The sequence below is a fragment of the Actinomycetota bacterium genome (genome assembly GCA_030019255.1).
Classification (GTDB): domain Bacteria; phylum Actinomycetota; class Geothermincolia; order Geothermincolales; family RBG-13-55-18; genus Solincola_A.
In genome coordinates this window covers 328,807-355,497 of record JASEFK010000001.1, presented here as the reverse complement: position 1 = coordinate 355,497, position 26,691 = coordinate 328,807, and the positions used below count along the sequence as shown (strand labels likewise).

Genomic DNA, 26,691 nt, shown 5'->3' with positions numbered 1-26,691 from the left:
CTAACCTGGTGCGCTACTGGAGGGAGAATTTTGCCTCCCTCACCGCCTTCCTTAAGTACCCGGAGCAGGTGCGCCCCTACATCTACACCACCAACCAGCTGGAGAGGATCAACAAGGAGATAAAGCGCAGGACCAAGACCATAGAGGTCTTCTCCTCCGAGGAGAGCCTGATCTCCGTTCTCTACCTGATCTTGCGTTCCGAAAACGACAAGCTCTCATGTAGGAGGCTCAGGGGGTTTCGCAACCTGGGATGGGAGGAGGAAGGCTAGGTGGCTGACACAAAATCCTTGACGCTACCTCTAAAACTCTCGGTCGTACCACTTCCAGCGGGGTTTCGATGCCCCTTCTTCTTCGACGTCCTTTCGGGGTCGACGTTTCCCGCTGCCGCAGGCCGCGCGACCGGGCGGAATACCGGACCTTTCAGGTCACCGCCGATTTCCGGAACATGCTGTTCGGTTGTGTTCCCTCCCCGGCGGGTTCTATCATGTAATAAGGTAATAAAGGGCTCATCGGAGCCCGCTGATACTAGTATACCTCAAGAGGAACGGGTGAGGGCATGAACGAGTGCAGTCGCCTGCGTGGTTGCCCGGCCAGCCAGTACCTCTCCTGCGAGGCCTATATTAAGGGCCTGGAGTGCTGGCAGGTCGAACAACCCCGCTGTGCCCTAGAGCTCCGGCTGTGCCTCCAGTACGGTTGTCCCGTTTACGAGCGTTACAGCGGGGAGATAGAGGCGGCCCTTCGCGAGAGGGCCCTGGGGCGCAGGTGAAACGGCCTAACGCCCGCTTTCCCCGCGGGCTTCCATCCGTGCCTTTATCTCCTCCCAGGCGCGATCCACCTCGCTTCTCAGCTTCTCCAGGCTGCCGTCGTTTTCGATGACCAGGTCCGCGCAGCGCAGCCGCTCCTCCCTTGCGGCCTGGGACCTTATGCGCGCCCACGCCTCCTCGGCGGAAAGACCCCGGTCCTCTACTAGCCTCCTGGCCTGTTCCTCGGGAGGGGTATCCACCACCAGGTTGAGTTGGAACAGGTTCCCGGCTCCCGCCTCCACCAGGAGGGGAATATCCAGGATCACCACTCCCTCACCGCCCGTTACCTCTTCCAGCTCCCGCAGTTTCTCGGTCATCAATTGGAAGATGCGGGGGTGGGTCACCCGGTTCAGGAACTCCCTTTCCTCCGGACGGGAGAAGATGATCTTCCCCAGCCTGCCGCGGTCGATCTCGCCTTCGGGGGTCAGTATCTCGCGGCCGAAATGCTCCACGATCTCCTCCCATGCGGGCGTGCCCTTTCGCACCACCTCCCTGGCCAGGAGGTCGCTATCCACGATGTGCGCCCCCTTCTCCCTCAGGAGACGGCAGACCGTGCTTTTGCCGCTGGCGATTCCTCCCGTCAGGGCCACGTAGAACAAGTCGCTCCCCCCGTTATCCTCATCGTCACCCGTAGCAGACCGTCCGGACCCACGCGGCCGCCCATCCCGGCGAAGTTCTTCCTCTCACGGGCCCACGGCGGCTTCTCCGGCCGGCAACCCTCCTTCCTCGCGGAGGAGTAAACCTTCCCATTAAAGAAGGGCCGCCTCGGCGCCCCTTCTTCCACCTGCTCGCGGCTCGGTCCTTAACGGCTTCCCCGCTTCATGTCCTCGATTATGGATTCCAGAGTTCCTTCCGCGTACTCCTTCGTCTCCCCCGGTTCGCCCTCCTCCCCGGCACCCTTGGGAACGGCGGAAGTCTCCTCCTGAGGCGAAGCCGCCTCCGCTTCCTCCTCTTTTTCCTCTTCCCTCACCTCAACGCCTTCCGGCTCGGCGGCGAGCTCAACGGCCTCGTGCTCCGGGACTTCCGCCGGCGCTTCCCCGATGGCCGATTCCGGCTCTTCCTCCTCGAGGCGCGTCTCATCGACGGAGGCCTGGACCCGGTCGGTAGCCTTTTCCTCCGCCTCTTCGGGAAGCGCCGTCGCTTCCTCCGGCTCCGGTTCCTCCACCTCCGCGGCGCGGCGCGCCTTACCGGCCGCCTGACGGAGGCTCAGGCTTATGCGCCGGCGGTCGATGTCTATGTCAATGATCTTGACCTCTATCTCCTGGTTCACCTCCAGGATCTCGTCCGGCTGCTCCACGTGGCGATTGGAGAGCTCGGAGATATGGATTAGGCCCTCGATCCCCGGCCGCAGCTCGACGAAAGCGCCGAAGGGCACCAGCTTGGTAACCCTGCCCCGCACCGTTTCGCCTATGCGCACCTCCCGGGACAGCTTCTCCCAGGGGTCCTCCTGGCAGGCCTTCAGGCTCAGGGAGATGCGCTCCCTCTCCTTGTCCACGTCCAGGATTTCCACTTCTACCTCGTCTCCCACCGAGAGCACCTCGCTGGGCTTCTCCACGTGGCACCAGGAGAGCTCGGAGATATGGATCAGGCCGTCTATCCCTCCCAGGTTCACGAAGGCCCCGAAGGACACCAGGCTGGACACCTTCCCGCTCACCCGCATGCCCTTCTCCAGGTTGTCCAGGAGGATCTTCCGCCTCTCGCTGGCCGCCTCCTCGAGGTAGGCACGGCGGGAAAGGACCACGTTGTTGCGGTTGCGGTCCATCTCGATGATCTTGCAAGTGAGCTTGGTGCCCAGGAAGGAATGCAGGTCCTTAACCCGGTGGACATCGATGAGGGAGGCGGGAAGGAATCCCCTCAGCCCGATGTCCAGGATCAGCCCTCCCTTGACCACCTCGATTACCTCTCCCTCCACGGGCTGGTTCTCCAGCATGCACTTCTCCAGGACTCCCCAGGAACGCTCGTACTGGGCCCGTTTCTTGGAGAGAATGAGGCGGCCCTCCTTGTCCTCCTTCTGGAGGACCAGGGCGTCGATCTGGTCTCCCACCTTGACCACTTCATCCGCCTTGACCCCGTAGCGGATGGAGAGCTCCCGGGCGGGGATCACCCCTTCCGACTTGTAGCCGATGTCCAGAAGGACCTCGTCCTTGTCCACCTTGACCACCGTACCCGCGACTATGTCTCCCTCGGAGAAGACCTTGATGGTACGGTCGTAGTCGGGGACCTCGCTGTCGGAGTAATCGAAGTTGGTCAGGGGGGTGGTCAGACCGGGGTTCTTAACGGGGGTTTCCTGCTCTTGTTCCTTTTCGTACTGGTCCAGCATTTAATCCTTTCCTCCAGTTGTAAGATTTATCCATGGCCTCACTCCTTTTAACGGCCGGCACACGGACAACTTATTTTAACATCAATTTTCCGGATTTGCACCCCTCCTACCTTCGTCCTGTCGGCCTTTGGTTTTTGCCATGATGATAGGGTGGTCTCTCAACCCTTTTCAACCCTGAAAGCGCCTGCTGAAACGGTACAACATCCCTTCTCTACCGTTTTTGCTACCATTTCCATCGAGAGAAACCTCCTTTCTGTTCGGTGTGGTTTACATCAGGATATCAGGGAGGTTTCCCTCCTTTTATGTGGAGATTTCCCTAAATCTGCCTATTCTTTACACGAGCTGAAGACCCTGTCACCTGAAATTCCAAGCCGGGCAGTTTAAGCCCGAAAAGCAGGCACCAAGGTATTTCTTCCCCCGACATCCCGAGGGCCCTTCGCTTTCCGGGCCAGATTAGTAACCAAAGTGAGATTTGCCAGTTCCACACGCCAACCGCTCCACGCATGGTTGGAATCTCGAGCGAGGATGGTTGCGGCTTCGCTTGCCGGCAGGAACGGGAAACCTACTTGGCCTCGTACCAGGAAGGGCCCTTTCCCACCTCCACCCGCAGGGGAACCTCGAGGGGATAGGCGTTCTCCATCTCCTCCCTCACCAGTTCCTCCACCGCCTCTTCCTCTCCCTTCTCCACGTCGAAGACCAGTTCGTCGTGTACCTGCAGAATCATGCGGGAGGTCAGGCCCTCCTGCCTGATGCGACGGTGCACGCGGACCATGGCCACCTTGATGATGTCCGCGGCGCTGCCCTGGATGGGAGTGTTGAAAGCCAGCCTCTCCCCCAGGCGCCGCAGTCGGTGATTGCCCTCGAGAAGCTCCGGGATCTCCCTTCTCCGTCCCAGGAGGGTGGTCACGTAGCCGGTGCGGGTGGCCTCCTCCACCACCCGGTCCAGGTAGGCCCTTACCTGCGGGTATTTCCGGAAATAGGCCTCGATGTACCTCTCCGCCTCCTCGGTATCGATACCCAGCTGTTCCGCGAGGCCGAAAGGGCTCATGCCGTAGATGACGCCGAAGTTGATGGTCTTGGCGCGCCGGCGCATTTCCCCGTCCACCTCCTCCAGGGGGACGCCGAAGACCTCGGAGGCGGTGGCGGCATGGATATCCAGGCCCATCTCGAAGGCCCGCCGCAGTCCCGGGTCTCCGGAGAGGTGGGCCAGCAGCCTCAGCTCTATCTGAGAGTAATCGGCGGTCAGGATACAGCCCTCCTCCGACGTGGGTATGAAGGCCCTCCGGATGCTCCTTCCCACGGGTGTGCGGACGGGGATGTTCTGGAGGTTGGGGTTACTTGAGGAAAGGCGCCCGGTGGCGGTCACCGTCTGGTTGAAGGAGGCGTGCAGGCGCCCGGTACGGGGGTCGACCATCCTGGGCAGAGCGGATACATAGGTCCCCAGGAGCTTGGAGAGTTCCCGGTGCCGTAGTACCACCTCCACCAGGGGGTGCTTGTCCCGCAGGGCGTTCAGCACCCCCATGTCAGTGGCATACCCCGTCTTGGTCCTCTTCACCGGGGGCAGGCCGAGGACCTCGAAGAGGACGTGGGCCAGCTGTTGCGGCGAATTCAGGTTGAAGGAGCAACCGGCCAGCTTCTCGGCCTCCTCCTCCAGCCCTCCTATCTCCCGGCGCAGCTCCTCCTCCATGGAGGTCAGGAATCCGGAATCCAGGCGTACCCCGCAGATCTCCATCTCCGCCAGTACCTCCAGGAGGGGCATCTCCACATCCTCGAAAAGAGGGGTAAGGCCGCGGAGGTTCATCTCCGCCCGCAGCGCGTCGGCCAGCCTTCCCATCACCAGGGCACATCGGACATCCGCCGCGGCCTCCTCTTCCTCCGTTTCCAGGAGGCCAAGCTGGCCGCCCCTATCCTCCCCCAGTGTGAGGTTGAGGTAGCGCTGCGCCATGCCCCTGAGTTCGTGGCTTGAATCCGAGGGGTTCACCAGGTAGGAAGCCAGCTGAACGTCGAAGTGCACCTGCGGGAACGCGCCCCACAGCTTGGCGCACTGGACCATAAGTTCCTTTCCCCGGTAGCATACGACGCGCACTCCCTCCCGCTCCCGTAAACCGTCGAGGAGGGCCTTTATTTCACCCCGATTACCGTTCACAAGCAGGCGGGCATATCTTCCTCCTGCGGCGATGGTGACCGCCTTGAGGTTCCCCCGCGTGAACCCCTCCCCTTCCAGCGAGGGATAGATGTACACCTCGCCGCGGCGCAGGGCAACCTCGAGTACGGCGGGCAAGTCCACTTCCTTCGCCTCAAGGTCATCCGGGCTGCCTTCTCTGTCCCGGAGTGAAGGCGATTCCTGCCCGGCGGAAGGGAAGAGTTCCCGGCGCAGCGAGGCAAGCCTCTCCGCCGGCTTGCGGAATTCGAGGGAATGGAAAAGGCGCCCTACCTGCTCCTGGTCCCAGGGTTTGAGTTTGAGGACCTCCGGATCGGGAAGCTCCAGGGGAACGTCGCGGCGCAGGCGGGCCAGCTCCCGGCTGAGGTACGCGCTGTCGCGGTTCTCCTCCAGCAGGCGGCGCCAGCGTGGTTGGTCCACCCTGTCCAGGGAGCGGTAAATCTCGTCCAGGTCTCCGAACCTCTGGATCAGGGCAGCAGCGGTCTTCTCCCCTACTCCCGGAACCCCCGGGATGTTGTCCGAGGTGTCTCCCTTGAGGGCCAGGTAATCCACGATCTGTTCCGGTACCACGCCGTATTTCTCCCTGACCTTTTCCCGGTCGAAGACCACGATATCCGTGATGCCCTTGCGGTTGGCCACCACGCGCACCCTATCATCCACCAGCTGCAGGGCATCCCGATCCCCGGTGACCACGAAGACCTCCGCCTGCGAGGGGAGCCTGTCCTTGAGGGTGGCCAGGACGTCGTCCGCCTCGTAGCCCTCCACCTCCAGAAAAGGGATATCCATGGCCTCCAGCAAGGCGCGGATGATGTCCATCTGTTCCCGGAGGTCATCCGGCATGGGCTTGCGGTGTGCCTTGTACTCCTCGAAACGTTCCAGCCGGAATTCGGGCCTCCCCTTGTCGAATGCCACCACCAGGGCGTCGGGACGCAGCTCCTCCAGGATCTTGATGAGCATGGAGACGAATCCATACACGGCATTGGTGGTCTGGCCGGAGGAGGTGGAAAGGTCGGCGGGAAGTGCGTAATAGGCCCGGTAAGCCAGGCTGTGTCCATCGACCAGGACGTACCTTTCTCTCTTTCGCTCCTTCACCTTCACCACTCTTCCTCAAGATCACGCGGGGGCGAGGTTCGGGGACGGGGCTGGTGCCCCGTCCCCGCATCCAAGGAGAACGCACTTTCAGGATAAGGCATGGGGGTGACAAGTTCACCCTGCGATACCCCGGGACTCTCCCTGTTCCCGGGGAAAGGTCTCCGCCCGCGAACCTCATTCCTGTCGTGGGGGGCTATCTGCGCCCCGCGGGAAAAGAAGTTCAAGCATTAAATCGTCATCGCGGTCCAGGGCATCCCTCTCGACCAGCTGGAAAAGTAAAACCCCTTACGGGGCTTTCTCCTGGTGCCGAAGGCCGGACTCGAACCGGCACGGGGAAACCCCACTGGTTTTTGAGACCAGCGCGTCTACCCATTCCGCCACTTCGGCCCCGAGCTCTTATCCATCCTGATTTTAACACCCCTGCCGGGGATCATCCACGGGATACATAGGGAGAAACCTCCTTCCGCCTGGTCTGGTTCACATAAGGATGCCGGGGAGTTTTCCCTGTCCTTACGTGGAGATTTCCCTGCATCCACCTGTTTATCTACACCTAACCGAAGTCCCCTCTTTCCTTGATGCTTCCCCCCCATGACCTACCTCGAGGACCAGGACCATCTCCGGTTCTATCTCTCCATGAGACAGCGCAGAGCCACACGGTGCCGTGCTTTCCACTTCATGGCAGCATGCCGGGACATGAAGGAAAGATCGCCCGGTAGGGCTTCTCATGGGCTCAGGGGATGAGGTTGGTGCCCCCCACGGCGGCCAGCCACTTACCACCCCGGTTCTCCAGGCGGATTACAAGACCATCGGAGGGATCGATGGCCCGCGCCTCCCCGCCAGCGAAGCGTATGGTGCCTCCCTCCAGAAAAACTCTGGCCGTGTAGGGATCTTCCTGATCCACGCGGAACCTGAGGTCCCGGAAGGAACCCCCTCCTCCCAGGTAGTCGGATACTTCCCCGAACAACCTTTCCGCTCCCGCGGCATCCGAGGAAAGGAACAGGGAGACGAACCGCTCCTCCTCCCCAGCGTTTAGGGCTTCCATTATCTGGGCCGCCCTATGCCCTGGCTGGGGATTGCCCCACACGGTCAGGCTGAGGACGAGCCAGGCCGCCAGGGCGGCGGCAAAGGCTATATACGCGATCACCCGCAGGCGAAAATGCCTTATCCTCTCCTTGGCCGCGGGGCGCAACCTGCCTGCGGTGGAGACCACGTCCGGCCTCCACTCCCCCGGGGCGGCATACCCACCCCCCGGCCGGGAGGTCTCCCCCCCGCCCTCAACCGCCCCAGCGACTGGTTCGAGGCGCTTGAGGCATAGGGTGCAGAACTCCGCGTTGTCCGCGTTCTCGGCTCCGCAATGGGGACAAATCATGATATACGACCCTCCCGATAAATGCTTCGACGCCCCACCCCAGATACCTTTTCTCCGCCAGCCACCCTCCCAGGGCTCCAAGGGTGAGGAACAGGAAGAAAGCCAGCATTATAATCCTGGCAAGGCAAAGGGAGCAGAAAGCCGCTCCTCGGGGGTTCTCGGCTCCTCAGTAAGGACAGGAGGGCATGGTCTCTCCTTTCTTCCGTAAACCGGGCAGGCGCCCCCTTTCCCTTCGTTTCCGCCGGAAAGAGCCCTCCCGGACTAAACCATTTATCGACGGGGAAACCTCGGTATAAAGCGGTGGGAGCCGCACGCGCCCCACGCTGGACGGCGGGTGGAGGCGTTCCCCATCAAGGTGATTCGGGGGACAGGTCCGTCCTTGCGCCCTGGATCTCCCGGAAGAAACAGGATCGCTCCCCGGTGTGACAGGCCGGTCCCACCTGCAGTACCTCCACCAGCAGGGCATCTCCGTCGCAGTCGTAGCGGATCCTGCGCACGTACTGGCGGTGGCCGGAAGTCTCCCCCTTGCACCAGTACTCCCTGCGGCTCCGGCTCCAGAACCACGTCCTCCCGCTGCTCAAGGTGCGCCTCAGCGCTTCGCGGTCCATGTAGGCCAGCATAAGGACCTCTCCCTTTTCGTGGTCCTGGATGATGGCGGGTATAAGCCCATCCCGGTCGAACTTCAGTTCCGGCAGTTCAACTTCCATCTCCCTCTCTCCTCCCGGTGGAAAGAAACCCGCTGAACCCATCCCTTGTTCAAGACCCGGTCGGCCGTCTATTCCGTCTCCTTCCCTCCTCCCCGGGTGCATGAACCCCGATCATTCCACTCATTTCTTGTGCCTGAACATCCCCCGGGCGTTCCACGTCCGCCTCCCGGCGTGCTCGAACCGATCACCCATTCGTTTACTTGTGCCTGAACATCCACGAACTTCGTTTCCCTCTCATCCATTCCGCGCAGGAGGCGACGGCCTTCTTTCGGCGCGCGCCGTACCCCTCAACCTTCCCCGCTGCCCGGTACCCGTTCCGGCGCGGCACGACTCCGCTTGAACCCCTCGATATGCCAACGGAATTCGAACCAAGAGACCGTTGCCGGGGTTCAACCGCCGGGTTATCCGCCGATGGCCTCCTCCTCCCCCAGGTAGAGGTGGATTATCTCCTCCCGACCCAGGAGCTCGGAGGCCTCGCCCTCGAGGCGTATCTTGCCCGCGCGCATGACGTAAGCGTAATCGGAGATGCTCAGGGCTATCATGGCGTCCTGCTCCACGAGGAGGATGGTGAGGCCCTCCTGGTTAAGCCTTTTCAGGCAGGAGAAGATGTCCCTGATGACCATGGGGGCCAGGCCCATGCTGGGCTCGTCCAGGAGAAGGAGCCGCGGCCTGGCCATCAGCGCCCTCCCGATGGCCAGCATCTGCTGTTCGCCCCCGGAGAGGGTGCCCGCGACCTGTCCCAGCCTGGCCTCCAGCGCGGGGAAGAGGCGGCATACGAACTCCATGTCCTCCATCACTTCGCGGGAACGCCTTCGGCCCGAGCGCAGGTAGGCCCCCAGGTACAGGTTTTCCTCTACGGTCATGGTGGAAAAGACCTGTCGCCCTTCCGGCACGTGGGATATGCCCATGCGCACGATGCGGTGGGGCTCCAGGTTGGAGATGTTGGTACCCACGTACCTTATCTCGCCGTAGCGTGTGGGAACCAGCCCGGATATGGCCCGCAACAGGGTGGTCTTTCCCGCCCCGTTGGCGCCGATGATGGTGGTTATCCTGCCCGCCCGCACCCAAAGATCCACGGCCCGCAGGGCCTCTATGTTCCCGTAGAAGGCGGAAAGGTTGTTTATCTCCAGCAAACCGCTCCCTCCACCGCGGACAACCCTCTATTACCGTGGCCTGTCGTTTTCTGCCATCCAGCTACATCTCATCTAAACTTAAATGCTTCCTCCCCCGCCTATCTCCGCTCCCAGGTAAGCTTCGATCACCCGGGGGTCGTTGCGCACCTCTCCGGGAGTGCCCTCGGAGATCACCTCCCCGTGGTCCAGGACCAGGACCTCCTCGGATATACTCATTACCAATCCCATATCGTGTTCCACAAGGAGAACGGTCACGCCCTCATCCCGGATGCGCCTGATGATCTCCCCCAGCTCCCGTGTCTCGTAGTCGTTAAGGCCCGCCGCCGGCTCGTCCAGGAGTATAAGCCGTGGCGAGGTGGCCAGGGCCCTGGCCACCTCCAGCAGGCGCTGCTGCCCGAAGGGAAGGGAACCCGCCAGATTATCTGCCTGCATCTCCAATCCCACCATGTCCAGGTAGGCGAGGGACTCTTCCCACATCCAGGTCTCCTCGCGGCGGGCCCGGGGAAGACGGAGGGCGGAGGCGAACATGCCCGCCCGGGTGCGGTGGTGCAGACCCACCATGACGTTCTCCCTCACCGTCATCTCCGGAAAGATGCGCACCGTCTGGAAGGTCCTGGCGACACCCAGGGCGGCTATGCGGTGCGGCGGCAGTCCCAGTATTTCCTTCCCCTGGAAGGCCACCCTCCCTCCATCCGGAGGGTACAGCCCGGTCAAAAGGTCGTATAAAGTGGTCTTTCCCGCTCCATTGGGGCCGATGATGGCCTTGATAAGGTTGGAGCGCACCCGGAAGGAGACCTCCTTGAGCGCGGCCAGCCCGCCGAAGGTCTTGGTAAGACCCTCCACTACCAATATGTCTTCCATGGTTTCAGCCCGCAGGCCCTTCCTTCCCTAGACCCCCACCTTCCATGCTAAAGATGGTACCGAGTTTGCTCGCCTTGCTGAAATCCCCTCGGTCCTTCTTTAACTCATCCCGACCCTTCCATTCCCGTCCCCCGAAACCCTCCGGACTGGCGCGGATCCGCCCCACGTGTCAATCCAGCGCCCTCCTGCGGAAGGGATTGACAAAGGGGCTGCGACGGTAACTTATCATGTCCGACAGCCCCTTGGTTATCCCCGAGGGCATGAAGACCATGGTGAGTACCAGTATGAGGCCGTAGATGATGCCCTCGTAGTTGCTGTACTTCTCCACCCAGCGCGGCACTTCCCCCAACCACTTGGGAAGGGCTTCCACTACCTTGGGGATGAAGGTGATGACTACCGCCCCGGCCACCGCCCCCCAGATGCTCTCCATGCCCCCCACCACCACCATGGTCACCAGCTGGATGGAGAGGACGATGGTGAAGAGGTTGGGATCTATGTATCCCTGGATATGGGCGAATATCCCCCCCGCCAGTCCGGCCAAGGCCGCGGAGAGGACGAAGACCTTTATCTTCTCCCAGGAAACGTCCACGCCCATGACCTCCGCGGCCACCTCCGACTGGTGCAGGGCGCGCATGGCCCTCCCGGAGCGGGAGCGCACCAGGTTGAAGCAGAACAGCAGCACCAACAGGGCGATTACCCAGATGAAGTGGTACTCCTTGCGGAGGTAGTTCCTGCCCTCCCCGACGGCCAGCCCCGGCAGGGAGAGGGGTGGTATGTTGCGCAGGCCGTCGTTCCCTCCCGTGAGCCAGGTCATCTCGCGCATGAAGACGAAGAACACCATGCCCAGCCCCAGGGTGGCCATGGCCAGGTAATGTCCCCGGAGCCTCAACACCGGGGCGACCGCGAGACCGACGAGAGCCGCCACCACCACGGCGGCGGGGATCCCCAACCAGGGAGGGAAGTGGGCCTTAACACACAGGAGAGCCGAGGTATAGGCCCCGATACCGAAGAAGGCCCCGTGACCTAGGGACACCTGTCCGGCGTAGCCCATGAGCAGGTTAAGCCCCACGGCGGCGATGGTGTAGATGCCTACCAGGCGCATGACCATGACGATGGGGATACCCAGCGGCCTGGAGAGGTAATCCGCCCACAGGGGAAGCAGGCCCAGGAAGACTCCCAACCCCAGAAAAACGGGGTAGGAGCGGACGAGGGACAGTGCACCCCTGACGGCCGAGGAAAGCGGACCGCCTCCTTTTCCATACCTCAGGACCTTACCGTCCTCCGGTGTGTCCCTCATTCCCTTTCCATTCCCTTCCATCCAAAGTCATGCCGTTTCCGTGTCGGGCTGGACGGCGGCATGACCTCATACCTTTTCCACCATTCCCCTGCCCAGAAGTCCCTGCGGCCGGAAGAGGAGGACGGCGATGAGTATTATCGCCGCCACCGCGCCCTTGTAGCCGGTGGAAACACCCAGCACCACGGTGAGAAAGCCGGGGATGAGCTCCTCCAGGAGCCCCAGCACCAGCCCTCCCACCACGGCCCCGAAGGTGTTCCCCAACCCCCCGACCACCGAGGCGGTGAAACCCTTGACCCCCATCTCCAGCCCCATGCCGTAACTGGCGAACGGGGCGCTTATCAGCCCCGCCGCTCCGCCCAGGGCCGCGGCCAGGATGAAGGAGTACAGGGACATGCGGGACACGTTGATCCCTACCAGGGTGGCCGCCTGCCGGTTCACCGAACAGGCCCGCATGGCCTTCCCCGCCCTGGTGCGGCTGAAGAAGACGTAGACCAGCGCCACGCAGATGACCGTAAGCCCTATCACCCAAAGGAACTGCCTGGACACGGTGGCCCCGGGAAGGCGGAAGGTGCCGGGGGTGAACTCGGGGACCTTGTAGGCCTCGCTGGGCCAGAACACCCTCCCCAGGGACTTGAAGAATATGGAAGCCCCCACGGTGGCGATGATGGCGGTAAGCACCCCGGCCCTCCGCAGGGGATAGATCATGGCTCTTTCCATGATCCCTCCGACGGCGGCCGTCGCCAGCACGGCCAACAAAGCGGCCAGGGGCAGGGGGAGGCCGGCGGAGACCGCCAGCGCGTAGGCGAAAAGTCCCCCAAACATGGAGAATTCCCCCTGGGCGAAGTTGATTATCCCGGTGGAGTTGTAGATGATGTTGAAGCCCATGGCCACCAGGACGTATAGGCATCCATTGGCCAGTCCGTTGGCCAGGTATTGGGGGCAATTCCTCAAGAAATCCAGCATCGGCTGAAGGCCTTTCCTCCCGGTCCGACCCCCGCCGTCGAATGAAACGGCGCGGTCATCAACCCATGCACGGCCGAAAAAGGGGAGGCCGGCTTCGGAACCAGCCTCCCCGCCGTCTCCGTCTCGGTTAGAGCTTACCGCTCGGCCGGCTCCCACTGGGAGTTCACGATCTCGACCATCACCAGGTCATCCGGCGAGAGGCCGTTGTGGTCCTGGGGGGAGTAGTTGAATATGCCCGCCGTCCCCACCAGTCCCTCAGTCCTCTCGATCTCGTCGCGCAGCTCCTCTGGCGTGGCGTCAGGCCCCACCCTCTTCAGGGCCTCGGTGATGATCAGTATGGCATCCCAACCGTGCCCGGCGAAGGTGTTGATGGGTTGTCCGTACTTTTCCCGGTAGGCCTCGTCGAAGTCCTTGATGAACTCGTACTCCGGGGAGCCGGGCTCGAGTACCTTTTCGTAGATGAGCATCTTGCCTGCCGGGAAGACCACCCCGTTGGCCGCCTCGCCCGCCAGCTGGATGAACTGCTGGTTGGCAATACCGTGACTGCCGACGTAGGGAAGGTTTATGCCCTTGTCCCGCATGCGCTTGGCGATGATGGCCGGCCCCGGGTTGGTCCCCCAGACCAGGATTACCTCGGGCGCCGCGGTCATAACGTTGGTCAGGTGGGTGTCCATGGTCTCTTCCGTGTCGTTGGTCTGGTACCCCTCTGAGGCCACCACCTCCAGCCCGAAGGAGGCGGCTTCCTTCTCCACCACGTTCTTGCCGTCGGTCCCGAAGGCGTTGGTGTCGTAGAGAAGGGCTACCCTCTTCACCTTGAGCACGTCGCTGATGTATTCGAGGGCCTTCTTTCCCGCCTCGGTGGCGGTGGGCGGGGTGCGGAATATCCAGGTGATATCGCCCTCCATGATGTTGGCCCCGGCGGCCATGCACACCTGCGGGACCTGCCTCTTGCTGGTCTCCTGCTTCATGGCCAGGGTGGGACCCGTTCCGCTGGATCCGATGACCGCCACCACGTCCTCCTGCTCCAGGAGCTCGATGACCGCCTGCTGCGCCTTGTTGGAATCGCTCTGGTCGTCCTTGATGATCACTTCCACGGGATGACCTTTAATCCCCCCATTGGCGTTCAGCCTCTCCACGAAGAGCTCGATGGCGTTGCGTTCCGGCTTGCCCAGCGGTTCGTTGGCCCCGCTCTCGGAGAGCACCACCCCGATCTTGATGGGTTTCTTGGTCGTGGTGCCCTCCTCGCCGCCGCAACCCGACAAGGCCAGCAGGGACCCCGCCAGGACGGCGACCGCCAACAGGACCAACAGCGGCTTTACCTTCGACAATTTCATTCGACCCCCTCACTCTTTCCCGACCTCCATCCGAGGCTTTCCTATGCCCGAAAGCCTCTTTCCCGCTTTTGAAAGCATCAACCACCGCTTTAGATGTTATTTCTACCACAAGCTTTCCGCGCGTGTAAACCGTTCCCGCCCGCTTCCCGTCCGCGGCGCCCTTCTTCGTCACAGGCGGACGGGAATCCCCCGGTCGCGAAGGTATTCCTTAGCCTGGCGGATGCTGTATTCCCCGTAATGGAATATGGAGGCGGCCAGCACGGCGTCCGCCCCCCCTTCCAGGATGACCTCCGCGAGGTGCTCCAGGTTTCCCGCTCCGCCGGAGGCGATGACCGGTATCCGCACTGCCTCAGACACCGCGCGGGTGAGCTCCAGGTCGTAACCCAGCCTGGTCCCGTCCCGGTCCATGCTGGTGAGCAGGATCTCCCCCGCACCCAGGGTTTCGACGCGTTGCGCCCATTCCAGGACATCCAGGCCGGTGGGGGTCCTTCCGCCGTGCACGTACACCTCCCAGGAACTCCCATCTCTTCTCTTGGCGTCGATGGCCACCACCACGCACTGGGAACCGAACCTCCCGGCGGCGGCCTCCACCAGGGAGGGGTTTTCCACCGCCGCGGTATTGAGGGACACCTTGTCCGCTCCCGTGGCCAGCATGCGCCTTATGTCCTCGAGGTTCCTTATTCCCCCTCCAACGGTGAAGGGGATGAAGACCTTTTCCGCCACCCGGGCGGCCATGTCGAAGACCAGCTCCCGGCCCTCGTGGGAGGCGGTGATGTCCAGGAAGACCAGCTCGTCCGCCCCCTCCCGGTCGTAGACCTCCCCCAGCTCCACCGGGTCCCCGGCGTCCCGGAGACGGACGAAGTTTATCCCCTTGACCACCCTTCCTTTGTCCACGTCCAGGCAGGGTATGATGCGCTTGGTGTGCATGTCCGCTTCCTCCTCGGGCCGTGCATCGGGTCTCCCTTACCAGGGAAGGGTCCCCCGGACAATTCTTATTTCCCCGGCCCCTTGTCCACGCCCTGGCGGGGCATGATGCGCTCGGCGCGTATGTTCACTTCCTCCTCCCGTTTCCACCCCTTTCCACGGCTCGGGAAACAGCCCCGTTGAGTTGATGCGTCGAGATTTTGTCACCCCCGGCCTCACTCCTCGAGGTCCAGGATCTCCGCCAGGGAAACGGTCCCCTCGTAAAGGGCCCGGCCCACCACCGCTCCCTCCACTCCGAGCGCCGCGAGCTCCTTCAGGCGCATAAGGTCCCGGCGACTGGTTATCCCTCCCGCGACGATGACCCCGAGTCCCCGGCCCAGCAATTCCCCGGGCACGCTCCCGGCATGACCCTCGAGGGTCCCGTCCCTCAGGATGTCCGTGTGCAGTACCCTCCTCACGCCGGAACTCACCAGTTCATCCACCAGGTCGGCAAGAGGACGTTCCAGCTCCCAGGTCCAGCCCCCCACCGCCACTCTACCCCCTCGGAGATCCAGGCTGACTACCAGTCTCTCCCCCAGGGTTTCAGCCGCGGCGCGAAGAAAAAGGGGGTCCGCTAGGACGCGGGTTCCCATAATTACCCGAGCCGCCCCCATATCCAGCAGCAAACGGGCATCCTCGATGGTGCGCACCCCACCTCCCACCTGCACGGGAACGTTGACCCTCCGCAGTATTTCCTCGACACTCTCCAGGTTGACCGGGCGGCCCTCGACGGCCCCGTCCAGGTCCACCACATGCAGGAAGGAGGCTCCTTCATCCTGCCACCTCAAGGCCATCTCCCAGGGCCGGTCGGAGAAGACGGTCTCCCTCTCGAGTTCTCCCCGCAGCAGGCGCACGCACCTTCCGCCCTTGATATCCACCGCGGGATAGATACGGAACACCCTCACCACCCCTCAGGGTCTTCGCCCGACAGCCATCCTTCCTGGCAGAGCCGGGCGAAGTTGTCCAGGATGCGCAGTCCTGCCGAGGAGCTCTTTTCCGGGTGGAACTGGAAGGCGGCTACCTTCCCCACCGCCGCTCCGGAGGCGAAGGTGACACCGTATTCGGTGCGGGTGAGCACGTCCTCCTCCCTCTCAGGAACCACGTAATAGGAATGAACGAAATAGAAGAAGGTGCCTCTCTCGATGCCCTGCAGAAGGGGGTGAGGCCGAACAGGGTCTACGTCATTCCATCCCATGTGGGGCACTTTCAGACCCTGCCCGAAGCGTACCACCCGGCCGGGCAAAAATCCCAGCCCCCTCGCGCCCGGGCTTTCCTCGCTCTCCTCGAACAACAGCTGGTACCCGAGGCATATACCCAGGAAAGGGCGGTTGTTTTCCAGGACCTCCCTCAGGACCCCGGTCAGGCCTCTCCTTTCCAGCTCCCGCGCGGCGTCTCCAAAGGCTCCCACCCCGGGCAGAACCACGCCTTCGGCGGCGGCCACCTCCCGGGGATCGCCGGTCACCGATACCTGGTGCCCCAGGAAGACGAAGGCCTTCTCCACGCTGCGCAGGTTTCCCATCCCGTAGTCCACTATGGCGATCATGTCCGTCTCCCGGAAGAAGTCCGCAAGCCAGGAAAGGCCTCGCACCGATTATGACACATCACGGCGGGAAGCTTTAAGTCCCTTCCGAGGATGGCGGCCGACCCCGAGGCTTCATCGTCACCGGGGCAGGAGGGGGCGACACCCGGCTCAGAGGACTCCCTTGGTGGAGGGGACTCTTCCGTTCGTATCCCGGGCCACGGCGTCCCGCAAAGCCCTGCCCAGGCCCTTGAAAACCGCCTCCAGAATGTGGTGGGGGTTCTCCCCGGCCATCCCCCGCACGTGGAGGGTGAAACCGCCCTGGTTCACCAGGGCCTGGAGGAACTCCCGGACGCAGGTGGGATCGAAGTCCGACACGAGCTTCACGGGGAGCTCCACCCCGTAGCTCAGGTGAGGTCTCCCGCTGATGTCCAACGCCGTCAGGCAGAGGGCCTCATCCATGGGAAGCAGGGCCCATCCGTACCTCCGAATGCCCTCCTTGTCCCCGAGGGCCTCGCGGATAGCCGCCCCCAGGCACAGCCCTACGTCCTCCACCGTGTGATGCTGGTCCACCTCCAGGTCGCCCCGCGCCTGGAGGGCGAGGTCAAAACACGCGTGGTAGGCGAAAAGGGTCAGCATGTGGTCGAAAAAACCTATCCCCGTGGAGACCGTGACCTCCCCCTCGCCGTCCAGGCGGAGGTTCACGCTGACTTCGGTCTCGCCGGTCTTCCTCTCCACCTTGGAGCTGCGTTCCCTCATGTCCCCTCCTATTCCAGGCGCCGCCGCATGGCCTCGGCGTGGTCCACCAGGCCCTCCACCCGAGCCAGGGTCTCCACCACCCAGGCCAGGTTCCGGTTGGCCCGGGAATTGGAAAAGACGATGTTGGTGCGCTTCACGAAATCATACACCCCCAGGGGAGAAGCGTATCTCGCCGCCCCCTTGGTGGGGAGGACGTGGTTGGTCCCCACGGCGTAATCTCCCAGGGCCACCGTGGACTCGTGGCCCAGAAAAACGGCCCCCGCGTTGTGGATGTGGTTCAGGGTCCCGGTCAGGTCCTGGGTGTCGATGACCAGGTGCTCGGGAGCGAGAACATCCACCAGGCGAGCGCCTTCTTCCAGGTCCCTGACCACCACCGCTTGGGGCTCGGTCAGCCCTGGACCCGGACGCAGGCACTTTTCCAGCTCCCTGCCCGCCTCGTCTATGACCCGCCGGCTGGGGGTCACCAGGCAGGCCCTTGCCCCTCCACCGTGTTCCAGCTGGGCCGCCATCTCCCTTGCCGCCAGGTCGGGTCGGGCCGTCTCGTCGGCCAGGATAACCAGCTCGCTGGGTCCGGCCAGCATGTCGATGCCCACCAGGCCGAAGAGCTCACGTTTGGCCAGGGTTACGTATATGTTCCCCGGCCCGGCGATTTTCTCCACCGGCCTTATGGTCTCCGTCCCCAGGGCCAGGGCGGCCACCGCCTGGGCGCCGCCCACCCGGTAGACCTCCCTGATCCCCAGATGATACAGGGTATAGAGGGTATAGGGACTTATCTCGCCTCCCTTTCCCGGGGGCACGCACACCGCGACCTCCCCCACGCCGGCCACCTGGGCGGGGATGACGGTCATCAGCGCCGTGCTGGGATAGGAGGCGTTGCCCCCGGGCACGTAGATACCCACCCGGCGCAGTGGCCGGTACATCTGTCCCACGCGCGCCCCCTCCTCGGAATCCCAGAACTGGGATTCCCAGGTCTGTCGGCGGTGGAAAGCGGTGACCGTCCTCACCGCCACGCGCAGGGCATCCACAAAATCCGCTTCCACCCTTTCCCGTGAGGCCAGGAGCTCCTGCTCGGTGACCCGCAGTCCGCCTTCCCTCAAGTCCACGCCGTCGTACTTCGCGGTGAGCTCCACTAGCGCGGCATCGCCCTCCTGCCTCACCTGGTCGATAATGGAGCGCACCTCATCCAAGGGGCCCCCTTCCAGCCAGAAATCCCAGCCCAGGGCCTCCCGGAGGTCCTCCAGGTCCTGGTAATCCTCGCTCTTCCAGACCTTCATGCCGCCTTCTCCACCCACTCCAACTTTCCGGCCATCCGCCACCGCCTTCCAGTCAGCGGGTATAGATAATTGTACACGGGAGAGCGGCTTCCGGCACCATCCTCAGCGCAGGGTTATGCAGCCCTCGCCGAGCAGGGAGAGAACCTCCGCGTAAAGGGAGCCGTCGGGATTGACGCACAGGCCGTCGGGGAGCTTGAACACCCGGAGGGAATCGCCGCACCGCAATTCCAGCTTCACCGGGGTGCCGCCCGGGTGACGGGCCAGTATGTCCTTCAAGCGGTCCATGGTCTCCCTTTCCACCTGGCCGTCCTCTAGGTGGATGAAGAGGTCGCATTCCTCGGGCCCCTTCAGGCGCGGCTCGGCGATCCCCAGGGCCACCACCCGAACGGTGGCCGCCTCCTCCTCGCCCTCCCTGGTCTCCGCCCTGGACCTGGCCTCCACTCTTGCCCTTACGCATACGATATTGTCCTCCCGGAGCGCCTCGCGGTACTGGAGGTAGAGGGCCGGGAAGACGGTCACCTCCACCCTCCCGGTCAGGTCCTCGAGGACCAAGCTGGCCATCAGTTCCCCCTTGCGCGTTATGCGCTGCGTCTTGCCAGTGATAATGCCCCCTATCCATTTCACGGCGCCGTCCCCCAGCCCCGCCAGGTCGGCGATCTCGCACTCCACCTGGCGCCCAAGGGCTTCCCTGTACTGCATGAGGGGATGATCGGTGACGTATATGCCCAGCATCTCCTTTTCGTAGGCCAGCAGCTGGTCCCGGGGGAGCTCCTCCAGGGGAGGCTGGGCTTCAACGGGATCCGGCTCTTCCTCACCGCCCGCCGCCTCGAAGAGGCTGTGCTGTCCCTCCTCCCGGTGGCGCAGCTTCTCCGCCGCCAGGTCCGCCACCCGCTCGTAGGTCTTCAGGAGGTGATTGCGGGAATAGCCCAGGAAATCGAAGGCCCCGCTCTTTATGAGGCTCTCCAGGGCACGCTTATTCACAACTCCCTGCCCAACACGAAGGCAGAAATCCATCAGCGAGCGGAAGGGTCCTCCCTCCCTCCGCTCGGCGATGATGCGCTCGGCGGGAGCCTCTCCCAGGTTGCGGACGGCGGCCAGCCCGAAGCGGATTCCCTCCTCCACCGGGGTGAAGTCCTTGTGGCTCTCGTTGATGTCCGGCGGCAGGACCCGGATGCCCATCTTGCGGCACTCGTTGACGAAAACCTGGACCTTGTCCTTGTTCCCCGCCACGCTGGAAAGGAGGGCGGCCATGAATTCCTGCGGGTAATGGGCCTTGAGATAGGCGGTCTGGTAGGAGATGACCGCGTAGGCGGTGGAATGGCTCTTGTTGAACCCGTATTCTCCGAAGTGGCTTATGAGATCGAAGAGCTTTTCCGCCAGGGCCCGGGGATAGCCCCTTCCGACCATGCCCCCGATGAACTTGTCGCGGTGAAACTTCATCTCCTCCGCCTTGCTCTTGGCCACCACCGCCCGCAGGCCGTCGGCCTCGGCCATGGAATACCCGGCCAGTTCCACCGCCAGGCGCATCACCTGCTCCTGGTAGATGAATATGCCCCGGGTCTGCTCGAGGATGGGCTCCAGGTCGGGGTGGAGGTAGGTTACCGGGACCCTTCCGTGCCGGCGGTCCACGTAATCCTTGACCATGCCGCTGCGGAGGGGACCGGGGCGGTAGAGGGCCAGGACGGCGATGAGGTCCTCGAAGCGTTCCGGCTTCAGGTCCTGGAGCAGGGAACGCATGCCGGGGCTCTCCAGCTGGAACACCCCCACCGTCTCCCCGTTCTGGAGGAGCTGGAAGGTCTTTGGGTCGTCCAGGGGCACTTCCTCCAGGTCGAGGCGCGTACCCCGGCGCCTCTGGATGTTGTCCAGGGTGTCGCTGATCACGGTGAGCGTGCGCAGGCCCAGGAAATCCATCTTCAGGAGGCCTATGGCCTGGATGGCCTCCATGTCGTACTGGGTCACCACCTCCTCATCGGGCCCCCGCCTCTGGAGGGGAGTGTAGTTGGAAAGGTCGTCGTCGGCGATGACCACCCCCGCGGCGTGGATGGAATCCTGCCTGGTGATGCCCTCCAGGTTGCGGGCGGTGTCGATTATCTTCCTGGCCAGCTCGTCCCCCTCGTAGGCCTCCCTGAGCTCGGGCGACAGCTCCAGGGCCTTGTCGATGGTCATATTCAACTGCTCGGGGACCATCTTGGCCAGCCGGTCCACTTTGCCGTACTCCAGGTTGTAGACCCTGCCCGCGTCGCGGATGGCCGCGCGGGCGGCCATGGTGGAGAAGGTAACTATCTGGGCCACGCGCTCCTTTCCGTACTTGCGGGCCACGTAGTCGATGACCTCCGGGCGCCGCTTGTAGCAGAAGTCGATGTCTATGTCCGGCATGGTGCGGCGGTCGGGATTGAGGAAACGCTCGAAGAGGAGGTCGTAGCGAATGGGGTCCACGGTGGTGATGCCCAGGCAGTAGGATACCAGCGACCCGGCGGCCGAGCCCCTCCCGGGACCCACGATAATGCCCCGTTCCTTGGCGAACTTGATGAAGTCCCAGACGATGAGGAAATAACCGGAGAAACCCATTTCCCGTATAACCGACAGCTCGTGGCGCAGGCGTTCCTCCAGCTCCGGGGTGACCTCCGGGTATTTTTTTCGTAACCCTTCCCAGGCCAGCTTTTCCAGGTAACCGTCCAGGTCGTAGCCCTCCGGGACCTCGTACTTGGGAAGCAGGTACCTCCCGAACTCCAGCTCCACGTTGCAGCGCTCAGCTATCTCCGCCGCGTTGGTGAGGGCCTCCGGCAGGTCGGCGAAGAGTTGGCGCATCTCTTCGTAGCTCTTGAGGTAGAACTGGTCGCTGGAGAACCTGAGGCGGTCCTCCTGGTCCAGGGTGGAGTTGGTCTGGATGCACAGGAGGACGTCGTGATGAAAGTGGTCCTCCCGCCGCACGTAGTGCAGGTCGTTGGAGGCCACCAGCCCGATGCCCAGCTCCTTCCCCAGCTCTACCAGGCCGGGGTTGATCTTCTTCTCCTCCGGGAGGCCGTGATCCATGATCTCCAGGAAGAAATTGCCATCCCCAAATATGGACAGGTATTCGCGCGCCGCACCTTTCGCTCCCTCGTAGTCGTCCTCCAGAAGGCGCGTGGCTATCTCCCCCTTAATGCACGCGGAGAGGGCGATTACGCCCTCCCGGTATTCCCGCAGTATTTCCTTGTCCATGCGGGGCTTGTAATAGTAACCGTCCATGAAGGAGATGGTGACCAGCTTCATCAGGTTGCGGTAGCCTTCCCGGTTCTCGGCCAGCAACAGGAGGTGGTAGTTGGGATCCTCCTTGGCCGGGCGACGGTCGAACCGGGAACCCAGGGTCAGGTAGGCCTCCACGCCCAGTATGGGCTTGATGCCCCTTTGGAGGGCCTTCCGGTAGAAGGGGATGACCCCGTACATGCCTCCGTGATCGGTTATGGCCAGGGCCTCGTATCCCATCTCCGCAGCCACCTCCAGCAGGTCGGGGATACGGGCCGCGCCGTCGAGCATGGAATACTCGGTATGGTTATGCAGATGAGCGAAGGGCACTCCCAACTTTCACCTCCCGCCTCCACCGGCTCCCGGCGGTCCACGCGCCCGGGGAACAACTTTTCCTTCCGGCGCTTCGGGGGAGTCTCCCCACCGCCGGCGCCGTGACGCCCATTACGGGGATTTTGTCTCCACCCCGCAGGTGTAGGTTATTATAACCTTCGCCGGCGACAGGCGTTCACCCCGAGGGAGCGGGAAAGGGGTTCGCCGCCGCCGCCCCGAAGATACCTTGTGGATGAAGGACCGGGACACCCGTGAGGGGGCGAAGAGGCAGGCCCCCCGCGCTCCGCGGGTCCGCGGGGAAACGGAGGAAGAAGTGGAGATAAGGTTGAGCTACACGGCAGTCAGCACCTACGAGAGGTGTCCGCTCGCCTACCGCTTCCAGTACGTGGACGGCCTGGAGGTCCCGCCCTCACCCTATCTCTCCTTCGGGAGGAGCCTCCATGCCGCGCTGGAATGGTTCTACGGACGGGACGTCCCGGAGCCTCCTTCCCTGGAGGACCTCTTGGCCCGGTTGGAGAATTGCTGGGAAAGCGAGGGGTACGCCGACGAGGAGGAGGAGAGGAGCTTCCTTCGCCATGCCAGGGAGGTCCTGGAATCCTTCTATCTACGCAACCGGGACCAGTTCCGCCTTCCGGTGGCCGTCGAGCAACGCTTCGAGATCCCCATGGACGGCTACCTGCTCACCGGGGTCATCGACCGGGTTGACCGCCATCCCGACGGAAGTTACGAGGTCATCGACTACAAGACCAACCGCAGGCTGCCGGAACTGAGGCGCCTGCGCGAGGACCTCCAGCTCCCCATCTACCAGATGGCCTGCCGCGAGCTCTGGGGCATCACTCCCGCCAAGCTCACCTTCTACTACCTCCTCATCAACCAGAGGTTCACCACCTCGCCGCGGGACGAGGACTCGCTGGCGGACGTGCGCGCGCGGCTGGCCCGCGTGGCGGAAGGCATACGGGAGGGAAGGTTTCCGCCCACCCCCAACCCCGTATGTCCCTGGTGCTCATTCACGGACATCTGTCCCGCGCGCGCAAGCTCGGGGGACCTGCGCGAAGAACTGGAATCCCGGCGCAGGGCCCTCCTGCTCCGACGCCGGAACCTGGACCGCATGATCGAGGAGCTGGAAAAGCAGCTCCTCGAGCTGGATCCCGGTTTTCATCCCGGTGATGATCGGATATGAGGCCTCGCTGCGCTCGCCCCTCCAGGGGACCCCGTTCCTACCTTCAATTGATCTCCGGGGCTTCAGGTCCACCGAACCCCTTACCGCCGTCCATACTCCGGGGTGGCAGGTAGCGGTAGGAGGGCCCTCCCTCAACCTCTTCCAGTATCCTCAGCTGGACAAGCTTGCGGATCTGTTCCTCCACCGCGTCCGGGTCCCTCCCTATGGCCTCCGCCAGCTCCACGCTGGTGCCCTTCAGTCCCGGGTTGCGGTGGAAGAGGGTCAGAAGCTGTATCCTCACCAGGCTTCCGGATGTGCCGTTGTATATGGCAGCCTTGGTATTCGCGGGACGCCGGCACATTTTGCCTCCTTTCTCTATTTTTATCCCCCGGAGGCGGAGAAAGGTTAAGCAATTCCCGAGAACGCGTCCTTTCGGGGGGTGAGCGGTCCTCCGGAGGCGGTAAAAGGTTACCCGCCGGTACTTATCACCTGGGACGGGGATACGGTACCCGCAATGGGGTTGAGCCCCCCAGGTCCCCTTTCGTGGCAGGCGACCGCTTGGTGAACCTGGGATTCCGTTCCCCTGCCGCGCAGGCTTTGCCGGGAAATGAGGGGCTCTCGGCTACGGTCCGTCCCCGGGCAGACCCGCAGCGTGAAAGGACAAGGACACCGGTAGGGGGGACGGTAGAGGCCCTATTCATCCCAAACCCGGGCATCTGGGGGCTGCCCGCCATGGGGATGGGAGGGAGATGGAGATCGCGGACAACCTCACGGGACCGAGCCGCGCAGCCGGTCCAGGGCTCCGGCCAGGTCGGCGGGCAGGGGCTCCTCAAATTCCAGGGCCTCCCCGGTGAAGGGATGGGGAAACTGCAGCCTGTAAGCGTGCAGGAACTGGCGGGAAAGTCCCAGCTCCCTCTCTAGCTTCCCCTTCCTGCCGTAAACCGCATCCCCCACCACCGGGTGCCCGATATAGGACATGTGCACCCTTATCTGGTGCTTCCTGCCGGTCACCAGCTCCACCTCCAGGAGGGAGGCCGCGCCGAAGTCCTCCAGCAGCCGGAAATGGGTTACCGAGGGCCTGCCGCCGCGGGAGGTGACGGCCATCCTCTTGCGATCCCGGGGATCCCTTCCCACCGGGGCCTCCACCGTGCCCAGTGGTGAAGCCGGCACCCCGTGTACCAGGGCCAGGTAGAAGCGCTTCAGGGTGCGTTCCCTGACCATCTCCTGCAGGCGCAGGTGGGCGCGGTCGTCCTTGGCCACCACCAGCAGGCCCGAGGTATCCCGGTCCAGGCGGTGGACAATGCCCGGACGTTGCGTCCCGCCTACCCCGGACAGCCCGTCCAGGGAAAAGAGAGCGGCGTTGACCAGGGTTCCCTCCCTGTGGCCGGCGGCGGGATGGACCACCATGCCCGCCGGCTTGGAGACCACCGCCAGGTGGCGGTCCTGGTAGAGTACCCGCAGCCCGAGGTCCTGCGGCTTCGGTTCCGCCGGCTCGGGTGGCGGAAGTTCCAGGCTGACCTCCTCACCGTGGCGCACCCGGTAGTGCTTTTCCCTGGTCTCGCCTCCCGTCCTGGCCTTCCCCGCGGCGATCAGTTTCTGCACCCTGCCCCGGGTGAGGCCGGTCCGCTCGGCCAGGAATACGTCCAGCCTCTTGCCGGCATCCCCGGGGCCGACGGTACAACTGAAGACACGCAAGTCACCTGTCCTCCGCGAGCAGCCTTCTCCGGAAAACCAGGACCAGCCCCGTGGCCAGGAAAGCCGCCGCGCTCAGCGCCTGGAAGAAGAGGTTCGCGTGGGGATTAGTGTGATAGCGGAAGAACTCGTTGGTGAAGCGGGCCACCGCGTAGAGCATGATGAAGGAGAGCATTATCTCCCCGCGGTAGCGGAAACGGCGGTGCACGGCCAGGAGGAGGACGAAGATGCCCAGGTCCATGAGCAGCTCGTAGATCTGGGTGGGATGCACGGGATTGAGGGGCATGCCCATTTCCATCTGGGTGCGCAAAGGAAAGGTCACCGCCCAGGGAAGGCCGGAACTTTTCCCGAAACAGCACCCGTTGAGGTAGCAGCCGACGCGGGCCACGGCCAGGGCGGCAGGGAGGGCCAAACCTCCCGAATCCAGCACCTGTCCCGCGGAAACGCCCCTAAGCCTGACCACGGCCACCGCGGCCAGTATGCCCAGGATGAAGCCCCCGTAAAAGACCAGCCCCTGCACGTTCCAGAACTTGAAAGCCTCCCACCAGCGGGAGGAGAATTCCCTCCAGTGGCCCACGACGTAGAAGAGGCGGGCTCCCACGATGCCTCCCACGGCGGCGGCCAGGACCAGCTCGAAGACCACGTAGGCGTCGATGAACTTACGCCGCAGGTAGAGGAAGCTCACCAGCATGCCCACGATGAAAGCCAGGGCCAGAAAAAACCCGTAGGAATGCACAGTGAGAGGACCTATCCTGAATAGTTCGGGACGCAACGTGTCTCCTTCAGCTCACCTCTACCGGCGGGTGCCGCCGCGCGCTGGAGCCCTGGTCCTCAACCCCGCGCGGCGTTCTTCCCCTCCCTCCAGACATCCCGGATCACCATCGCGAGGGCCATTCCCACCCCGAAGACTATGGCCGTATCCGCCAGGTTAAAGACCGGCCAGAAACGGAGATCGATGAAATCGACCACCGCCCCCAGGGCTATCCTGTCGACGATGTTACCCAGGGCCCCTCCGATTATCAAGCCCAGGGCTGCCGTGAAGACCCTTCCCTCCTCCCTGCGGAACCTCCAGAGCACCAGCATGAGGACCAGGAGAAGGGCCACGCTTCCCAGGAAGAAGGGGAGGGACTGCCCCCGTATCAACCCGAAGGCGGTTCCCGGGTTGCGGACCTGTCGCAGGGAGAACAGGCCCACGTCCAAGCTCTTTCCCAGGGGAAGCAACCAGCGCACCAGGGCCTTGCTGACCTGATCCGCGGCCAGGGCGGTGGCGGCTGTCGCCGCCATCAGCGCATAGCCTGTTCTTCCTTCTGCTTGCAAACTATGCAGAGGTTGGCGTAGGGCAGCGCCTCGAGGCGCTCCTCGGGTATGGGCAGGCCGCACATCTCGCAGATCCCATAGGTCCCGTTCTCGATGCGTTCCAGGGCCTCGTTTACCTTCTGGAGGAGGTCCTTGACGTTCTCGGAGAGGGAGAGGTCCCTCTCCCGCTCGAAGGTGCTGGTGCCGCTGGCCGCGTATTCCTCCTCGAAGGGCATCTCTCCCGAGAAGTCCGACTGGGAGGCGAGCAGGTTTCCCTGCTCGAGATCGCGGTACTGTTTCTCCAGCATCTCCTTCTCGCGGAGCAGGATCTTCTTGAAAGCGGCCATCTTTTTCTTGTTCATGATCCGGCCTTTTACCTCCGATCCGAGCCTCCGGTTTATCCCTAATATTATGCATCATTTTCGCGACCC

The 26,691-nt window shown here is 63.3% G+C and carries 24 protein-coding genes and 1 tRNA gene; 3 read left to right on the top strand and 22 right to left on the bottom strand.

Features of this window, described 5'->3' with window-relative positions:
• Together QME84_01670 and QME84_01665 are read left to right on the top strand one after the other, a co-directional pair.
• On the top strand, window positions 1-269 hold a 269-nt coding region (locus tag QME84_01670; protein ID MDI6872983.1), incomplete at its 5' end, for a transposase.
• A gap of 287 nt (window positions 270-556) precedes the next feature.
• Complete coding sequence (locus QME84_01665; protein ID MDI6872982.1) at window positions 557-766, top strand: hypothetical protein; 210 nt, start codon at window positions 557-559, stop codon at window positions 764-766.
• Between the two features lie 6 nt (window positions 767-772).
• On the opposite strand, the gene coaE is transcribed toward QME84_01665, so the two are convergent.
• The 17 genes from coaE to QME84_01580 all read right to left on the bottom strand — a co-directional run bounded on the left by coaE (window position 773) and on the right by QME84_01580 (window position 22,110).
• Entirely contained in the window at window positions 773-1,393 is a 621-nt protein-coding gene (gene coaE, locus QME84_01660; protein MDI6872981.1) for a dephospho-CoA kinase, read from the bottom strand.
• A 212-nt stretch (window positions 1,394-1,605) separates the two neighbouring features.
• Entirely contained in the window at window positions 1,606-3,123 is a 1,518-nt protein-coding gene (gene rpsA, locus QME84_01655) for a 30S ribosomal protein S1 (GenBank protein MDI6872980.1), read from the bottom strand.
• A 562-nt stretch (window positions 3,124-3,685) separates the two neighbouring features.
• Window positions 3,686-6,382: a DNA polymerase I gene (gene polA / locus QME84_01650; GenBank protein MDI6872979.1), complete on the bottom strand. Its 2,697-nt coding sequence runs from the start codon at window positions 6,380-6,382 to the stop codon at window positions 3,686-3,688.
• A gap of 295 nt (window positions 6,383-6,677) precedes the next feature.
• A tRNA-Leu gene (locus QME84_01645) sits at window positions 6,678-6,763 on the bottom strand.
• A gap of 343 nt (window positions 6,764-7,106) precedes the next feature.
• On the bottom strand, window positions 7,107-7,745 hold the full coding sequence (locus QME84_01640; GenBank protein ID MDI6872978.1) for a zinc ribbon domain-containing protein: 639 nt from the start codon (window positions 7,743-7,745) through the stop codon (window positions 7,107-7,109).
• A gap of 350 nt (window positions 7,746-8,095) precedes the next feature.
• On the bottom strand, window positions 8,096-8,452 hold the full coding sequence (gene hisI, locus QME84_01635; GenBank protein MDI6872977.1) for a phosphoribosyl-AMP cyclohydrolase: 357 nt from the start codon (window positions 8,450-8,452) through the stop codon (window positions 8,096-8,098).
• A 401-nt stretch (window positions 8,453-8,853) separates the two neighbouring features.
• The gene (locus tag QME84_01630) at window positions 8,854-9,585 is read right to left on the bottom strand and encodes an ABC transporter ATP-binding protein (GenBank protein MDI6872976.1); all 732 of its coding nucleotides are present in this window, start codon (window positions 9,583-9,585) and stop codon (window positions 8,854-8,856) included.
• A gap of 78 nt (window positions 9,586-9,663) precedes the next feature.
• Window positions 9,664-10,446 (bottom strand): ABC transporter ATP-binding protein, encoded by a 783-nt coding sequence (locus QME84_01625; GenBank protein MDI6872975.1) that lies wholly within the window; start codon window positions 10,444-10,446, stop codon window positions 9,664-9,666.
• Between the two features lie 169 nt (window positions 10,447-10,615).
• Complete coding sequence (locus tag QME84_01620; protein MDI6872974.1) at window positions 10,616-11,743, bottom strand: branched-chain amino acid ABC transporter permease; 1,128 nt, start codon at window positions 11,741-11,743, stop codon at window positions 10,616-10,618.
• A gap of 66 nt (window positions 11,744-11,809) precedes the next feature.
• Entirely contained in the window at window positions 11,810-12,706 is an 897-nt protein-coding gene (locus QME84_01615; GenBank protein MDI6872973.1) for a branched-chain amino acid ABC transporter permease, read from the bottom strand.
• Between the two features lie 134 nt (window positions 12,707-12,840).
• On the bottom strand, window positions 12,841-14,034 hold the full coding sequence (locus QME84_01610) for an ABC transporter substrate-binding protein (GenBank protein MDI6872972.1): 1,194 nt from the start codon (window positions 14,032-14,034) through the stop codon (window positions 12,841-12,843).
• Between the two features lie 174 nt (window positions 14,035-14,208).
• Window positions 14,209-14,967, bottom strand: a complete 759-nt coding sequence (hisF, locus tag QME84_01605; GenBank protein ID MDI6872971.1) for an imidazole glycerol phosphate synthase subunit HisF — start codon at window positions 14,965-14,967, stop codon at window positions 14,209-14,211.
• A 212-nt stretch (window positions 14,968-15,179) separates the two neighbouring features.
• Window positions 15,180-15,908, bottom strand: coding sequence for a 1-(5-phosphoribosyl)-5-[(5-phosphoribosylamino)methylideneamino]imidazole-4-carboxamide isomerase (gene hisA, locus QME84_01600; GenBank protein ID MDI6872970.1), 729 nt, complete (start codon window positions 15,906-15,908; stop codon window positions 15,180-15,182).
• A complete protein-coding gene (gene hisH, locus QME84_01595) occupies window positions 15,905-16,546 on the bottom strand; it encodes an imidazole glycerol phosphate synthase subunit HisH (protein MDI6872969.1) in 642 nt (213 codons plus the stop codon). The genes hisA and hisH overlap by 4 nt, the downstream gene beginning before the upstream one ends.
• 147 nt (window positions 16,547-16,693) lie before the next feature.
• On the bottom strand, window positions 16,694-17,281 hold the full coding sequence (gene hisB, locus QME84_01590; GenBank protein MDI6872968.1) for an imidazoleglycerol-phosphate dehydratase HisB: 588 nt from the start codon (window positions 17,279-17,281) through the stop codon (window positions 16,694-16,696).
• 8 nt (window positions 17,282-17,289) lie between these two features.
• Entirely contained in the window at window positions 17,290-18,555 is a 1,266-nt protein-coding gene (gene hisD, locus QME84_01585) for a histidinol dehydrogenase (protein MDI6872967.1), read from the bottom strand.
• A gap of 102 nt (window positions 18,556-18,657) precedes the next feature.
• Entirely contained in the window at window positions 18,658-22,110 is a 3,453-nt protein-coding gene (locus QME84_01580; GenBank protein MDI6872966.1) for a DNA polymerase III subunit alpha, read from the bottom strand.
• 235 nt (window positions 22,111-22,345) lie between these two features.
• On the opposite strand from QME84_01580, the gene QME84_01575 reads away from it, so the two are divergent.
• Window positions 22,346-23,293 carry a PD-(D/E)XK nuclease family protein gene (locus QME84_01575; protein MDI6872965.1) on the top strand — a complete coding sequence of 316 codons (948 nt, stop codon included), beginning with the start codon at window positions 22,346-22,348 and terminating at the stop codon, window positions 23,291-23,293.
• Window positions 23,294-23,336: 43 nt separating this feature from the next.
• On the opposite strand, the gene QME84_01570 is transcribed toward QME84_01575, so the two are convergent.
• From QME84_01570 to QME84_01550, 5 genes are all read right to left on the bottom strand, one after another.
• Window positions 23,337-23,633 (bottom strand): hypothetical protein, encoded by a 297-nt coding sequence (locus tag QME84_01570; protein MDI6872964.1) that lies wholly within the window; start codon window positions 23,631-23,633, stop codon window positions 23,337-23,339.
• 407 nt (window positions 23,634-24,040) lie between these two features.
• Window positions 24,041-24,967, bottom strand: coding sequence for an RluA family pseudouridine synthase (locus QME84_01565; protein MDI6872963.1), 927 nt, complete (start codon window positions 24,965-24,967; stop codon window positions 24,041-24,043).
• A 1-nt stretch (window position 24,968) separates the two neighbouring features.
• Window positions 24,969-25,736: a prolipoprotein diacylglyceryl transferase gene (lgt, locus tag QME84_01560; protein MDI6872962.1), complete on the bottom strand. Its 768-nt coding sequence runs from the start codon at window positions 25,734-25,736 to the stop codon at window positions 24,969-24,971.
• Window positions 25,737-25,795: 59 nt separating this feature from the next.
• Window positions 25,796-26,248 (bottom strand): signal peptidase II, encoded by a 453-nt coding sequence (lspA, locus tag QME84_01555; GenBank protein ID MDI6872961.1) that lies wholly within the window; start codon window positions 26,246-26,248, stop codon window positions 25,796-25,798.
• On the bottom strand, window positions 26,248-26,622 hold the full coding sequence (locus QME84_01550) for a TraR/DksA C4-type zinc finger protein (protein MDI6872960.1): 375 nt from the start codon (window positions 26,620-26,622) through the stop codon (window positions 26,248-26,250). Before QME84_01550 ends, lspA begins: the two co-directional genes overlap by 1 nt.
• Between the last annotated feature and the right edge of the window lie 69 nt (window positions 26,623-26,691).